This is a genomic window from Micromonospora sp. NPDC005173 (genome assembly GCF_040608515.1).
In the GTDB taxonomy this organism is placed as follows: Bacteria; Actinomycetota; Actinomycetes; order Mycobacteriales; family Micromonosporaceae; genus Micromonospora.
Genome location: NZ_JBEXIK010000003.1, coordinates 292,656 through 306,511 on the forward strand (window position 1 = coordinate 292,656; position 13,856 = coordinate 306,511).

The window sequence follows — 13,856 nt, forward strand, 5'->3', positions numbered from 1 at the left end:
TCTGTCGTCAGCCGGTGTGGCGATACCTCGGACGCGGCGCGCTCGTCGGCTGGTTCCGGCAGACTGCGCTGAGGACGTCACGATTCGATAATCGAGGAGTCACGATGCGGCTCACCAAGTACGCCCACTCCTGCCTCCGGGTGGAACACGACGGGGGAGTGCTCGTCGTCGACCCCGGGGTGTTCAGCGATCCCGCAGCGCTGGAAGGTGCGGACGCGGTGCTGGTCACCCATGAACATGCCGACCACCTCGATGTGGCGGCGGTGTGCCTACAGCTCGACCGGGGACCGCTCACGATCCACGGGCCCGCCTCGCTCGCCGGCACCCTCGGCGACGCGGCCGAGGCGTTGCACCCGGTCGCGGCCGGCGAGTCGTTCACCGCCGCCGGCATCGCCATCCGCGCGTACGGCGGGCGGCACGCGGTGATCCACCCGGACATCCCGGTGGTGGACAACCTCGGTTTCCTGATCAATGACGTGGTCTACCACCCCGGGGACGCCCTGGTGGTGCCGGACGAAACCCCGGTCGACACGCTCTTCGCGCCGATCCACGCTCCCTGGTCGAAGTTCTCCGAGGTGGTCGACTTCATCCGGGCGGTCGCCCCGCGGCGTGCGTACGCGCTGCATGACGGGCTGCTCAACGCAAACGGGCTGGGCGTGCTCGACCGGCAGTACGCCGCGCTGTCCGGCACCGAGTACCAGCGTCTGGAGCCCGGTAGCCGGGTGGACGTCTAAGGCCATGCCCGGCCCCTCCCCGGAGCTGGTGGAGCAGCTCTACCGCACCCCACCGGAGCGGTTCGTGGCCGCCCGGGACGCCGCCGTGTCCGAGGCCCGCCGCGCCGGCGACCCGACCACCGCCCGGCAGTTGGCCCGACTGCGCCGCCCCACGGTGGCCGCCTGGCTGGTCAACCTGCTCGCCATCCACCGCCCCGAGCTGGTCGCCGACCTCGTCCAGCTCGCCGACGCGCTGCGTGCCGCCCAGCGGGAGCTGCGCGGGCCCCGGCTCCGGGAGCTGTCCGCGCAGCGTCGGGCGGTGGTGGCCGCCCTGGTCGCCGAGGTCCGCAAGCTCGCCGCAGCGGAGCCGGACGCCCCGCCGGCCAGCAAGCTGCCGCTGGCCGAGGTGGAGGCGACCCTGAACGCGGCGCTCTCCGACACCGAGGTCGCCGAGCAGGTCCGGGCTGGACGCCTGATCCGAGCGGCCAGCTACGCCGGCTTCGGCGAGGTGCCCCGCCCGCAGCTGCGGCTGGTCACCGGCGACGACGAGGGGCCGGAAGTGGAACGCCCGGTCCGCCGCCCCGGTGCCCAGCGGGCCCGCCCCGAGGAGGCTGCCCCCCGTACCGACCGGGCCGCGGAGCGGGCCGAGCGGGCGGCGCAGCGGGCGGCCCGCGCCGAGCGGGACCGGCAGCGCCGGGCACTGGACCGGGAACTGGCCAGGGCCCGCACCGACCAGGAGCGTGCCGAAGCCGAGTTGACCGAGGCGACCGGGCATGAGCGCGACGGCGCCGCCGTACTCGATCGGATCGAGACCGAGCTGGCCGAGTTGGAGCGGCGGCGGGCGGTCGCGGAGCAGGATCTCAGCCGGGCCAAGCTGGCCCGGCGCGCGGCCGAGCGGGCGGTCACCGTGGCCCGGCGGCGCGCGGGCGAGGTCGAGGCGGCGGTCGAGGCGCTGGCGGCCGAAGAGGGGACTGCGGACTCCGGCGGTGGCCCGGCAGACTGACCATCGATGGACGACGACGAGCGGGCGGGCCGTCGCGGGCTGGCAGTCCCGGATCGGGAAGGCGCCGTGGCTGGTGGGCCGGTGCGCCCGGGGGTGGCGTTCGGATGACGCCGGAGCAGGTCGCCGCCGCCAGCAAGCCGGTCGTGCTCGACCTGGGCGACGGTTTCAGTCGATGCCCGACCACGCTGCGCCGGGCTCGGCTGCTCGGCATCTCCGGCTGGGCCTTCTACATCAGCGGCAGGGCCGGCGCGCTCGGCGACGTACGGGCCGAGACGGCCGCCGCCGCCCTCGGCTTCATCGCCCCGGACGCGGTCGCGGACGGTTGGGGCGCCGCGGCCCGGGTCCTCCGGCCGGCCGAGGTGGCCGCCGCGAGCCTCGCCGAGTGTTGTCGGTGGGGGACGCAGCACCTGGGCGCGCTGCCTGGCACCGAGCGCCTGGCCGGGCTGGTCGAGCGCGCGGTGACGGCGGCGGACGCCAGTGGCATGCCGCTCTTCGCCGCCTGGCGGGCCATGCCGCTGCCGGATCTCTCCGCCGGCGCACGGAGCGCCGCGGGGCTGCGACTGCTCCGCGAACACTTCACCGGCGCCTACCTGCTGGCGGTGCGCGCCGCCGGAATGACCCCGCTGGAGGCCGTGCTGGCCGGGCCCGAGGGGGAGGCCGGCGCGGTGGCCTGTGGCTGGCCGCCGCCGTACCCGCCGGTCGGGCCGCTGGTGCGTCGGCGGCTCTGGGCGGAGGCGGTGACCAACCGGCTGGCCGCGCCGGCGTTCGCGGTGCTCGGCGCTGCCGACGGCGCCGAGCTGGTGGAGCTGTTGCACCGGACCCGGGCCGACCTCGCCCCCACGCTGCCCCTCGGCCGGTGACGACGGGCTGTCCAAAAATGGGCGGCGCCGGCGGCGGTCGGCTGTCAGGATCACCTGCCGTGACCCTTCCCGCTGGCTGGACCACGCGCCGGCCCACCCTCGACGACGTTCCGGCGATCCTCGCGGTGGTGCACGCCGCCGACACCTTCGCCATCGGCCATCCCGACTTCGACGCCGAGGACGTCGCCGAGTCGCTGGGCGCCCCCTTCTTCGACCCCGCGCGGGACTCCTGGCTGGCGGTGGACCCGGACGACGCCGTGGTCGCCTGGGCGACCCTGGACAACCCGACCGGGGTCGGCCGGGAGTTCGTGGAGGTCTACGTCGACCCGGAGCGGGCCGCCGCGGTGCGGGCTCCGCTGCTGGCCCGGCAACTGGACCGGGTCGCCGAGCGGGCGGCCGAGCGGGGGCTGCCCGCGCTCACCGTCCGGTGCGCGGTCTTCGAGCCGGAACGCGACTGGGAACGGGACCTGCGCACGGCCGGGTTCACCCTGGCCAAGCGGTACGTCCGGATGAGCCGCCCGCTGGCCGACCTGCCCGCCGAGCCGTCCCCGCCGCCCGGCGTGACGGTCCGCCCGGTCCGCCCGGACGACGAGGCCGACCTGCGGGAGTTCCACCGGATCCACGACATCGCCTTCGGCGACACCCCGGACCACGAGCCGCTGTCGTACGAGCGGTGGCGGGCCCGGATCGGTGACGTGACCGCCTGGGACGAGTGGTTCGTCGCCGAGGTGGACGGGGTACAAGCCGGTGCGTTGCAGTCCTCGGACCAGGCGCTCGACCAGCAGGAGGGCTTCGTGCGGAGCCTGTCGGTGCTGCCCGCGTACCGCCGGCGGGGGGTGGGCGCCGCGCTGCTGCGCCGTGCCTTCGCCCGCTACGCCGAGAAGGGCCGGCAGGCGGCCGGCCTCGGGGTGGACCTCACCAACCCGACCGCGCCGCTGTCGCTCTACCGGTCGGTGGGCCTGCGGCAGACGCGGTGGACCGACATGTTCGAGGTGCTCGTCCCGGCGGCCGGTGTGTGATTGACGACCCCGGCCGGGGCCGACGAACGGTCCGGCCGGCGGCGAGAGCAGACTGAGGGCGTGCGATACGCCCTACGCCGACGCGGTGCCGGTGGGGCGGGACCGCAGCTCGGTGACGTAGTCGTCCGGCGCGCCCGCCTTCTCGGCGGCGTTCGCGATCTCCGAGAGGTACCACGACGTCGGCAGGCCGCCCTCGTACCCGTCGAAGACGTAGATCCACGCGGTCACGTCGCCGTCGAGGGTGGAGACCCGGACGTGCAGCTTGCGGTACGTGCCGGCGGCCACCCCCTCAAGCTCGTCGAGCTGGGCCGCGTCGTACGGGTGGATGTCGTAGATCGCCACGAAGACGCGGTCGCCGGGGGACTCGACCAGGGTGCTCACCGCGCCCTCCCAGCCGATCACGTCCGCCCCGGCGAAGGTCAGCCGCCACCCCTCCAGCCAGCCGGTGCCCACCATCGGCGAATGCGGGCAGTAGGCGCGCATGCGTGCGGGGTCGAGATTTGAGCCGTAGGCGGCGTGATGACGCACGGCGATGACGATAGCCCTGCCGACGGGTGGGGGAGAATACGACTGTGCGTGTCGGGTGCGCTCGGGAGAAGAAAGTCACTGTGAGCATCGACGAAGGGCGAACGTTGTGAGCCGGATCGTGATCATCGGCGGGGGGCCGGCCGGGTACGAGGCGGCGCTGGTCGCCGCCCAGCTGGATGCCGATGTCACCGTGGTGGAGGCGGACGGCGCGGGCGGGGCCTGCGTGCTCTCCGACTGCGTACCGTCGAAGACCTTCATCGCCAGCTCGGGGGTGGTCACCGGTTACCGGGACACCGAGGAGTTCGGGGTGCACTCGGACGGCCTGGAGGCGGTCACCGTCGACGCGCGGGCGGTGCACGAGCGGGTCAAGCGACTCGCGCTGGCGCAGTCCGCCGACATCCACGCCAAGCTGCTCAAGGCGGGTGTCACCTTCGTGGCCGGCACCGCCCGGCTGGGCGAGGACGCTCTCGGGCACACCCACCGGGTCATCGTCACCCCGGCCGGCGGCGGCGAGGAGTACTCGATCGCCGCGTCCACCGTGCTGGTGGCCACCGGCTCGACGCCACGCCAACTGCCCACCGCCGTACCGGACGGCGAGCGCATCCTGACCTGGCGTCAGGTGTACGACCTGCCGGAGTTGCCCGCGCACCTGATCGTGGTCGGCTCCGGCGTGACCGGCGCCGAGTTCGCCAGCGCGTACCTGGCGATGGGGGTCGAGGTCACGCTGGTCTCCAGCCGGGACCGGGTGATGCCGCACGAGGACGCCGACGCTGCCGCGGCCATCGAGCGGGTGTTCCGCAACCGGGGCATGAACATCCTCAACAACTCCCGGGCCGACGCGGTCCGGCGTACCGCGGACGGCGTCGAGGTGGAGCTCTCCGACGGCCGCAAGGTCTTCGGCTCCCACGCGCTGATCGCGGTCGGTTCGATCCCGAACACCGCCGACCTGGGCCTCGCCGAGTACGGCGTGCAGCTGGGCCGGGGTGGCTACGTCACGGTCGACCGGGTGTCCCGCACCAACGTGCCCGGCATCTACGCCGCCGGTGACTGCACCGGCGTGCTGCTGCTGGCCAGCGTCGCCGCCATGCAGGGCCGGATCGCGATGTGGCACGCGCTCGGCGAGGCGGTCCGCCCGCTGCGGCTGCGCACCGTCGCGGCGAACGTCTTCACCGACCCGGAGCTGGCCACGGTGGGTGTCTCCCAGGACGAGGTGGACTCCGGCAAGGTGCCGGCCCGGCAGGTGATGCTGCCGCTGTCCGGCAACGCCCGGGCCAAGATGGACGATCTTTCCGACGGCTTCGTGAAGCTGTTCTGCCGGCCGGCCAGCGGTCAGGTGGTCGGCGGTGTGGTGGTCGCCCCTAAGGCCAGCGAGCTGATCCTGCCGATCACCATGGCGGTGGAGAACAACCTCACCGTCAACGAGCTGGCACAGACCATCACCATCTACCCGTCGCTGTCCGGCTCGATCACCGAGGCGGCCCGCCAGCTCATGCTCCACGAGCTGGAGTGACCCGCCACCGGGCGACCGGCGTCCGGGCCAGGGTCACCGCGACGGTGCCGAGCACTGCCACCTCGGTGAGGATGAGCAGGCGCTCGGCCAGGCCGATGAGCAGGCGCTCACCGGGGTAGGCGGACCAGATCATCGCCGCCGCCAGGGCCAGGCTGAGCAGGACGAGGGCGCGCAGCGTCCGGGCGGCGGGTGCCAGGTCGGGCCGGCGGGCGAGCAGCCAGCCGGCGGCCGGCAGCGCCAGGAAGGCGACCACCGAGGCGTACCGGTGCAGGTACGCGGCGGTGGTCATGGCGGTGCCCGGCTCGTTCGTCGGCACCACCGCGGCCAGCAGCAGTCCGGCCACCCACGCGCCGAGCAGCAGCTCGGTCGGTCGATCGGAGACCGGCTCGGGCGGTCCGGTGCGGCGCAGCCCGTACAGCAGCGCCACGGTGGCGAGCGCGAGCACCACCATCGCGATGTCGATTACGCCGCCCCGGTCGGAGACCGCGAAGTCGCTGATGGTCAGCGCCCACGGGTTGAGGTCGTCGTTGACTTCGAGATGACCGATCACGGTGAGCAGCGCCGCCAGCGCGATTCCGCTGAGGGCGAGCAGGCCGGTACTCCGGGTTCCAGGCATGCCTCAGCCTGTCGCCGCAGAGACCCGAGCCGGATCCGGGATGGCCACCGAAATCGTCCCGGGGGACCACCCCTAGAGGTACCCGGAAATGGTCGTGACCCGGCGCCGGCCGCTTGTCGAGGGCGGCCTTCGCCGATCAGGCAACGTTCAGTTGGATGTTCCCGATGCGGGCGACGACGTCGAGGTGGCCTCCCAGGCCGGTGACGTAGGCACGGAGAGTTTCCAGGCTGGTGTGCTCGCCATTCTCAATCTGACTGATCCTCGCCTGGGTCAATCCTGCGGCCTCGGCCAATTGGGCCTGGGTCATGCCCAGCTGCTTGCGGATCTCCGCCAGCTGCATGCCACTGACCGATGCCAGCATCTGCTCGCGCTGCTGCGCCCGTCGTGCAACCCGATCCGGATGATCCCAGGACGGATCGAGCTCCCGGGCCTTCGCCTTCACATCCCGCCAGTCAGCTCCACCGGTCATCGTTGTGTGTCCTTCAGGCTGATGAGGTGCTCCTGGAACCGATCGTCCGCCAAGGGGACGGCCGTCTGGTACCAACTCTGCCACTGGCCCGACTTGTCGCCAGCGACCAGGAAGACCGCCTCTCGAAGTGGATCGAAAGCGAAGATCATGCGGACCTCCGTGGAGCCAGCGGATCCGGGTCGCAGCTCTTTCATGTGGTGGAAAGAACTGCCCTTGAGGCGGTCGACCAGGGGACGCCCGAGCGCCGGCCCGTGTTCGGTGAGGAGATCGATGGCCTCGCTGATGAGGTCGGCACTGGCGGGATCCGTCCTGCAGAGGTCGAGGAACCACTCCTCGACCGCAGGATGAAGTTTGACGTCCCACATCCTGTCAATATAAGCGCAGCTTATGCGTACAGGGTGGCAACACTCAGTCGATGGGGATGTCGGCTGCGGCGGCGGCGCGGGCGTGCCGGGCGCTGACCAGGGTCATCGCCCAGCCGGCAGCGGCGAAGCCGGCCGCCGCGGCGGTGGCGATGATGGCCAGCCGCCATGCCGACTCGGTCAGCGCGGTGCCGCCCAGGTGTCCGACCAGTGCGCCGTAGGTGGCCCAGCCCAGTGCGGCGACCGCCTCGTAGAGCAGGAACAGCCGGTACGGGTAGCGGCTGCGGCCGGCCGAGAAGCAGGCCGCCATCCGACCGCCAGGCACGAACCGGCACAGCAGGATGACCACCGGCCCAGGCTGGCGCAGCCCCTGGGTGACCCGGCTGGCCATCCGGCGGGCACGGCTCGGCTCGGTGTGCCGGGGCGCCCGCCGGTCCGGTGCACTCCGACCGAGCAGGTAGCAGGCCAGGTCGCCAGCGAACACACCGAGCGCGCCGACGGCGATGGTGACCGGCAGGTTGAGCCCGCCGTAGACGGTGAGCGCGCCGCTAGTGATCATGATGATCTGGGTGGGGATCACCGGGACGAAGGCGTCCGCGATCAGCAGGCTAAGCAGCACGAGGTACGCCCACGTCGGCGATGCGACGTCAGTCAGTAGTTCGGGCACGCCTGCCACCTCGCCGGATGCGGCCGATTGAGTGTCCTGAGCCTGACGGCGTGTCCGGCGTCACCGTGGACAGCCCCGTCCCGTCGTGACCGTCGACACTGCCGGGCCACCCCTGTACAACGAGGCGAACGGTCCTCGGGTGACGGCTCGACGACCGTCCCACCGGGCCCGCGTGGGGTCGGCGGATCGGCGTCCGTCGGCGTACCGTTGTGCGCGCGGCCCCGTCCGTCGGGTCCCCCGTTCCTGACGATTCGGGCCGCCCAGGGCCGCCGGCGGGTCCCGCGCCGGCGGCCCGCCCCTTCCTTCGGCACCACAAATCCGGGTGCGTCCGCGTCCGCCCGGCGGGTACCGTCGCCGCATGCGCAGCGCGGTAGTGGTGACCACGACGCCGGGTGTCCCCGGCGTGCCGCTCTGACGTAACCACCGTCGACCAGGCCCCGGGGCGATCCGCCCCCGAGGGCCGCGCGGCGTTCGGAGTCCAGGTCGCCTCCGGGTCGTACCCGATCCAGGAGCGCGACATGATTGACCACCGCAGGCTCGGCCGGGAGCTGGACCTGTTCGTCTCCGACCCGCTGGCCGGCGCCGGCCTGCCGATCTGGCTGCCGGCCGGCGCCGCCGCCCGGCACGCCGTCGAGGAGTACGTCCGGGAGTTGGAGCGCCGCTCCGGCCACCAGCACGTCTACTCGCCACCGTTGGGCAAGCGGGAACTCTTCGAACTCTCCGGGCACTTCGGCTACTTCGCCGACGACATGTTCCCGCCGATGCGGCTGAGCGCCGACGACGAGTTCGTGCTCCGGCCGGCACTCTGCCCCCACCATGCGCTGGTCTTCCGGGCCCGGGGCCGCTCCTATCGGGAGCTGCCGCTGCGGATCGCGGAGCTGGGCGGGATGTACCGCTCGGAGCGCTCCGGGGTGCTCGGCGGGCTGTCCCGGGTACGTGCCATCTCGCTCAACGACGCGCACACCTTCTGCGCTCCGGACCAGGTGGGCGAGGAGGTCGTGGAGATCCTGGGGCTGATCCGCGCCGCGCACGCCGCGCTCGGCGTCCGCCCGGCCGGCTTCCGGCTGTCGCTGCGCGGACCGGGCGAGAAGTACGTCGGCGACGACGCGCAGTGGGCCCGCGCCGAGGAGTTGCTCCGGGGTGCGCTGGCCGGGGTGGACTACGTCGAGGCGCCGGGGGAGGCCGCCTTCTACGGCCCGAAGATCGACATACAGATCGTGGACGCGGCCGGCCGGGAGTCGACCATCTCCACCATCCAGCTGGACTTCGACAAGCCGGAGCGGTTCGACCTGTCGTACACCGATCGGGACGGCAGCCGGCGGCGGCCGGTGATGGTGCACCGCAGCCTGGTCGGCAGCATGGAGCGGCTGTTCGCGTACCTCATCGAGGTGCACGAGGGCGCCTTCCCGGCCTGGTACGCGCCGGTCCAGCTGATGCTGCTGCCGGTGGATGACGGGCAGGTCGACGCGGTGACCGAGCTGGCCCGGCGGGCCGTCGACGCCGGGCTGCGGGTCGAGGTCGACGCCGCCGGCTCGCTGGGCGCCCGGATCCGGGACGCGGCCCGCCGCCGCGTCCCGTACCTCGGGGTGCTCGGCTCCCGCGAGGCGGCCGACGGGCACCTCGCGCTGCGCCTGCGCGGCGGCCGCGCCCTGGACCCGATGCCCGCCGCCGCCGCGCTCGCCCTGATCAGCCGACAGGTCGCCAGCCGCGCGGCCGACCTGCTGCCGCCAGACTGACCCACCCGCCGATCCGGCGCGGATCGTCGTCGACCGAACAGTGCGCACGGCGATCCGCCCTAGACCGACGCGGGCTGGGCGTTGGCGGGCGCGGCCGGGGCGGCGGAGTCGTCGTCCACGGCGGCGCCGGTGAACTGGGAGCGGTAGAGCCGGTGGTACGCGCCCTGAGCGACGAGCAACTGCTCGTGGGTGCCCTGCTCGACGATGCGACCGTTCTCCATCATGAGGATCAGGTCGGCGTCCCGGATGGTGGAGAGCCGGTGCGCGATGACGAAGCTGGTCCGATCCGAGCGCAGCGCCGCCATCGCCCGCTGGAGCAGCACCTCGGTGCGGGTGTCCACCGAGCTGGTCGCCTCGTCCAGGATCAGCAGGGACGGCTCGGCGAGGAACGCCCGGGCGATGGTGATGAGCTGCTTCTCGCCGGCGCTGACGTTGCTGCCCTCCTCGTCGATCACCGTGTCGTAGCCGTCCGGCAGGCTGTGCACGAACCGGTCGACGAAGGTGGCCCGGGCCGCGGCGAGGATCTCCTCCTCGGTCGCGTCCGGCCGGCCGTAGGCGATGTTGTCCCGGATGGTGCCGCCGAAGAGCCAGGTGTCCTGGAGCACCATGCCGATCCGACCGCGCAGGTCGTCGCGGCGCATGGTGGTGATGTCCACCCCGTCCAGGGTGATCCGCCCGGCGTCCAGCTCGTAGAACCGCATGACCAGGTTGACCAGTGTGGTCTTGCCGGCGCCGGTCGGGCCGACGATGGCAACCGTGTGCCCCGGCTCGGCGACCAGTGACAGGTCGTCGATCAGCGGCTTGTCCGGCTCGTAGCGGAACGAGACGTGCTCGAACTCGACCCGGCCGTGCGGGTCGAGAACCCGGGCCGGTTCGACCGGGTCGGGGCTCTGCTCCTCGGCGTCGAGGACCGCGAAGACCCGCTCGGCCGAGGCCACCCCGGACTGGAGCAGGTTGGCCATCGAGGCGAGCTGGGTGAGGGGTTGGGTGAACTGGCGGGAGTACTGGATGAACGCCTGCACGTCGCCAAGGCTCATCGTCCCGGACGCCACCCGTAGCCCGCCGACCACGGCGATCGCCACGTAGCTGAGGTTCCCGATGAACATCATCGACGGCATGATGATCCCGGAGATGAACTGGGCGCCGAAGCTGGCCCGGAACAGCTCCTCGTTCTTCGCGGCGAACGCGGCCTCCACCTCGCGCTGCCGGCCGAAGACCTTCACCAGCTCGTGACCGGTGTACGCCTCCTCGATCTGGCCGTTCAGCTCGCCGGTGTGCTTCCACTGCGCGATGAACTGCTGCTGCGAGCGCTTGGCGATGCGCTGGGTGACCAGCACCGACAACGGCACCGCGACCAGGGCCACCAGGGCCAGCAGCGGCGAGATCCAGAACATCACGCCCAGCACGCCGATCACGGTCAGCAGCGAGGTGAGCAGCTGGCTGAGGGTCTGCTGGAGACTGGTCGAGATGTTGTCGATGTCGTTGGTGACCCGGCTGAGCAGCTCACCGCGGGGCTGCCGGTCGAAGTAGGGCAGCGGCAGCCGGTTGAGCTTCTCCTCCACCTCCGCCCGCAGCCGCAGCACGGTGCGCTGGACCACCCCGTTGAGCAGCCAGCCCTGCCACCACGACAACACACTCGCGGCCAGGTAGAGCCCGAGCGCCAACAGCAGCACCCGGCTCAGGGCGCTGAAGTCGATGCCCGCCCCGGGCACGATGTCCATCCGGGCCAGCATGTCGGCGAAGCTCTCGTTGCCGCCGGCCCGGGCCGCCGCGACGGCCTGCTCGGTGGTCGTCCCAGCCTCCAACTGCCGGCCGATCACCCCGTTGAAGATCAGGTCGGTGGCGTGGCCGAGGATCTTCGGCCCGGCGACACTGAAGCCGACGCTCACCACGGCCAGCGTGATGATCGCGGTCAGGTGCAGCCGGTGTGGGCGCAGCCGGCCGAGTAGCCGCCGGGCGGACGGCCCGAAGTTCATCGACTTCTCGGCGGGCATCCCGGCGCCCGCCCACGGCGGCCCGCCGCCCTGGCGGCCCGGAGGCAACCGCTTCGGCGTCGCCGCGTCGCCGCCGGGCTGTTGCGCGTCGCCCTCCGGCGTCCGCGCGTCGCCGGCCGGCTTCTGCGTGGGTACGGCCGCGGTCCGCGACTCGTCGGGCTCGCTCATGCCGGCACCTCCGCCGTCTGCTGGGAGGCCACGATCTCGGCGTACGTCGGGCAGCTCTCCAGCAAACTCCTCGTGTCGTCCCACTCCGACGACCCCTCCGTCCTCAAGCACGATGATCTGGTCGGCGTCGACGATCGTGGAGACCCGCTGGGCCACGATCACCACTGCGGCCTGCGCGGTGACCGGGCGCAGCGCCGCCCGCAGCCGCGCGTCCGTGCCGAGGTCGAGCGCCGAGAACGAGTCGTCGAACAGGTAGATCTCCGGCTGCCGGACCAACGCCCGGGCGATGGCCAGACGTTGCCGCTGCCCACCGGAGACCGTGCTGCCGCCCTGGGCGATCGGGGCGTCCAGCCCGCCGGGCATCTCGGCCACGAAGTCCCGGGCCTGGGCGATCTCCAGCGCCGCCCACAGCTCGTCGTCGGTGGCGTCCGGGTTGCCGTAGCGCAGGTTGCTGGCGACCGTGCCGGTGAACAGGTACGGCCGCTGCGGCACCAGGCCGATGCGCCGCCACAGCTCGTCGGGTGCCAGCTCCCGTACGTCCACCCCGTCGACCAGCACCGCGCCGGCGGTGACGTCGACCAGGCGGGGAACGAGCGACAGCAGGGTGGTCTTGCCGGCACCGGTGCTGCCGATGATCGCCGTGGTGGTGCCCGGGGTGGCCCGGAAGGAGATGTCCCGCAACACCGGCTCGACCGCGCCCGGGTACTGGAAACGCACCCCGCGCAGCTCCAGTTCGGCCCGGGTGGGCAGCTCGGTGACCGGGTCGGCGGCGGGGACAACCGACGAGTCGGTGTCCAGCACCTCGATGATCCGCTCGGAGCAGACCGCGGCCCGGGGCACCATCATCAGCATGAAGGTGGCCATCATCACGGCCATCAGGATCTGCATCAGGTACTGAAGGAAGGCGGTGAGCGCGCCGACCTGGATCGCACCGGCGTCAACCCGCTGCGCGCCGAACCAGAGCACCGCCACGCTGGAGACGTTCAGCACCAGCATGACCACCGGGAAGATCAGGGCCAGCAGTCTGCCGGTACGCAGCGCCGTGGCGGTCAGGTCGGCGTTGGCGACGCCGAAGCGATCCGTCTCGTACGGCTCGCGGACGAAGGCGCGGACCACCCGAATGCCGGTGATCTGCTCGCGCAGCACGCGGTTGACCGTGTCGATCCGGGTCTGCATCAGCCGGAACCCCGGGACCATCCGGCGGATGATCGCGCTGAGCGCGACGGCCAGCACCGGCACGCTGACCAGCATCAGCCAGGAGAGCCCGAGATCCTCCCGCAGCGCCATGAACACGCCGCCGACGCTCATGATCGGTGCGGCGACGAGCATGGTGCAGCTCATCAGCACGAGCATCTGCACCTGCTGCACGTCGTTCGTGTTGCGGGTGATCAGCGACGGCGCGCCGAACCGGGCCACCTCGCGGGCGGAGAAGCGGTTGACGTGCCCGAACAGCGATGCGCGGACGTCCCGACCGAAGCCCATCGCGATCCGCGCGCCCAGGTAGACCGCCGCGATCGAGCAGATGATCTGGATCAGGCTGACCAGCAGCATCCAGCCGCCGGTGCGCACGATGTAGTCGGTGTCGCCCCGGGCCACGCCCTGGTCGATGATGTCGGCGTTGAGGCTGGGCAGGTAGAGCGAGGCCATGGTGCCCACGAACTGGAGCAGCACGACCGCCGTCAACGGTTGGTGGTAGGGACGCAGGTGATTGCGTAACAGTCGGATCAGCACGACGGATCCTTCGGTTCGGTGTCACGTCCGGCCATCCGCGGGTCGTCCCCGCTGCCGATGACCTCGAGCAGGAACTCCCGGATGACCTGGGCCTTCGCCGGGTCGGCGTCGACCGAGGTGAGCGGAATTCCGGAGTGCATCAGCGTGGTGAGCGCCGCCACCCGCTCCCGCCCGGCGGGAGTGATGGCGAGCCGGACGCTGCGCCGGTCGCTCTCGTCGCGCTGCCGCTCGACCAGCCCCTCGCGGGCCAGCGTGTCCACGATGCCGGTCAGGGTCGCCGGGCGCACGAAGCCCTTCTCGGCGACCTTCCGGTGGGGCAACTCGCCGTGTCGGGCGAGCGTCATCAGCGTCACCATGCCGGCCTGGGTGAGGCCGTGCTCCTCGGCGAGGTAGCGGTTCCACCGCTGCCCGACCAGGTGCCCGGCCACCACCACCAGCCGGCCGAGCGGCACATCCTGGAGTGAGACGAGTTCCACGGAA

The 13,856-nt window shown here is 72.3% G+C and carries 13 protein-coding genes and 1 pseudogene; 6 read left to right on the top strand and 8 right to left on the bottom strand.

The genetic code is table 11. The features are described from left to right. Positions 1 to 104: 104 nt before the first annotated feature. From ABZV00_RS06660 to ABZV00_RS06675, 4 genes are all read left to right on the top strand, one after another. Positions 105 to 734 (top strand): MBL fold metallo-hydrolase, encoded by a 630-nt coding sequence (locus ABZV00_RS06660; protein WP_328423439.1) that lies wholly within the window; start codon positions 105 to 107, stop codon positions 732 to 734. Positions 735 to 738: 4 nt separating this feature from the next. Beyond that, complete coding sequence (locus ABZV00_RS06665) at positions 739 to 1,716, top strand: hypothetical protein (RefSeq protein ID WP_355602439.1); 978 nt, start codon at positions 739 to 741, stop codon at positions 1,714 to 1,716. A gap of 104 nt (positions 1,717 to 1,820) precedes the next feature. Further along, a complete protein-coding gene (locus ABZV00_RS06670; protein ID WP_355602440.1) occupies positions 1,821 to 2,576 on the top strand; it encodes a hypothetical protein in 756 nt (251 codons plus the stop codon). Positions 2,577 to 2,635: 59 nt separating this feature from the next. Continuing rightward, positions 2,636 to 3,595: a GNAT family N-acetyltransferase gene (locus tag ABZV00_RS06675; protein WP_355602442.1), complete on the top strand. Its 960-nt coding sequence runs from the start codon at positions 2,636 to 2,638 to the stop codon at positions 3,593 to 3,595. Between the two features lie 72 nt (positions 3,596 to 3,667). On the opposite strand, the gene ABZV00_RS06680 is transcribed toward ABZV00_RS06675, so the two are convergent. Beyond that, a complete protein-coding gene (locus ABZV00_RS06680; RefSeq protein ID WP_328423443.1) occupies positions 3,668 to 4,123 on the bottom strand; it encodes a gamma-glutamylcyclotransferase in 456 nt (151 codons plus the stop codon). Positions 4,124 to 4,229: 106 nt separating this feature from the next. Between ABZV00_RS06680 and ABZV00_RS06685 the strand changes: the two genes are divergently transcribed. Beyond that, entirely contained in the window at positions 4,230 to 5,633 is a 1,404-nt protein-coding gene (locus tag ABZV00_RS06685) for an NAD(P)H-quinone dehydrogenase (RefSeq protein ID WP_328423445.1), read from the top strand. Here ABZV00_RS06685 and ABZV00_RS06690 read toward each other — a convergent pair. The 4 genes from ABZV00_RS06690 to ABZV00_RS06705 form a co-directional block, all read right to left on the bottom strand. Continuing rightward, positions 5,611 to 6,249: a DUF998 domain-containing protein gene (locus ABZV00_RS06690; RefSeq protein ID WP_355602444.1), complete on the bottom strand. Its 639-nt coding sequence runs from the start codon at positions 6,247 to 6,249 to the stop codon at positions 5,611 to 5,613. The genes ABZV00_RS06685 and ABZV00_RS06690 overlap by 23 nt on opposite strands. A 136-nt stretch (positions 6,250 to 6,385) precedes the next feature. Next, a complete protein-coding gene (locus ABZV00_RS06695) occupies positions 6,386 to 6,718 on the bottom strand; it encodes a helix-turn-helix transcriptional regulator (RefSeq protein WP_355602446.1) in 333 nt (110 codons plus the stop codon). Further along, entirely contained in the window at positions 6,715 to 7,083 is a 369-nt protein-coding gene (locus ABZV00_RS06700; protein WP_355602448.1) for a type II toxin-antitoxin system RelE/ParE family toxin, read from the bottom strand. Before ABZV00_RS06700 ends, ABZV00_RS06695 begins: the two co-directional genes overlap by 4 nt. Positions 7,084 to 7,126: 43 nt before the next feature. Next, positions 7,127 to 7,747 (bottom strand): DedA family protein, encoded by a 621-nt coding sequence (locus ABZV00_RS06705; RefSeq protein WP_328423449.1) that lies wholly within the window; start codon positions 7,745 to 7,747, stop codon positions 7,127 to 7,129. 518 nt (positions 7,748 to 8,265) lie between these two features. On the opposite strand from ABZV00_RS06705, the gene thrS reads away from it, so the two are divergent. After that, the gene (thrS, locus tag ABZV00_RS06710) at positions 8,266 to 9,483 is read left to right on the top strand and encodes a threonine--tRNA ligase (RefSeq protein WP_355602450.1); all 1,218 of its coding nucleotides are present in this window, start codon (positions 8,266 to 8,268) and stop codon (positions 9,481 to 9,483) included. 59 nt (positions 9,484 to 9,542) lie between these two features. Here the strand turns inward: thrS and ABZV00_RS06715 are convergent, their stop codons facing one another. From ABZV00_RS06715 to ABZV00_RS06725, 3 genes and pseudogenes are all read right to left on the bottom strand, one after another. Continuing rightward, on the bottom strand, positions 9,543 to 11,477 hold the full coding sequence (locus tag ABZV00_RS06715) for an ABC transporter ATP-binding protein (protein WP_355602607.1): 1,935 nt from the start codon (positions 11,475 to 11,477) through the stop codon (positions 9,543 to 9,545). 164 nt (positions 11,478 to 11,641) lie between these two features. Next, positions 11,642 to 13,376 (bottom strand): annotated as a pseudogene (locus ABZV00_RS06720) (ABC transporter ATP-binding protein). Continuing rightward, positions 13,370 to 13,852: a MarR family transcriptional regulator gene (locus ABZV00_RS06725; RefSeq protein ID WP_355602452.1), complete on the bottom strand. Its 483-nt coding sequence runs from the start codon at positions 13,850 to 13,852 to the stop codon at positions 13,370 to 13,372. Before ABZV00_RS06725 ends, ABZV00_RS06720 begins: the two are co-directional and overlap by 7 nt. Between the last annotated feature and the right edge of the window lie 4 nt (positions 13,853 to 13,856).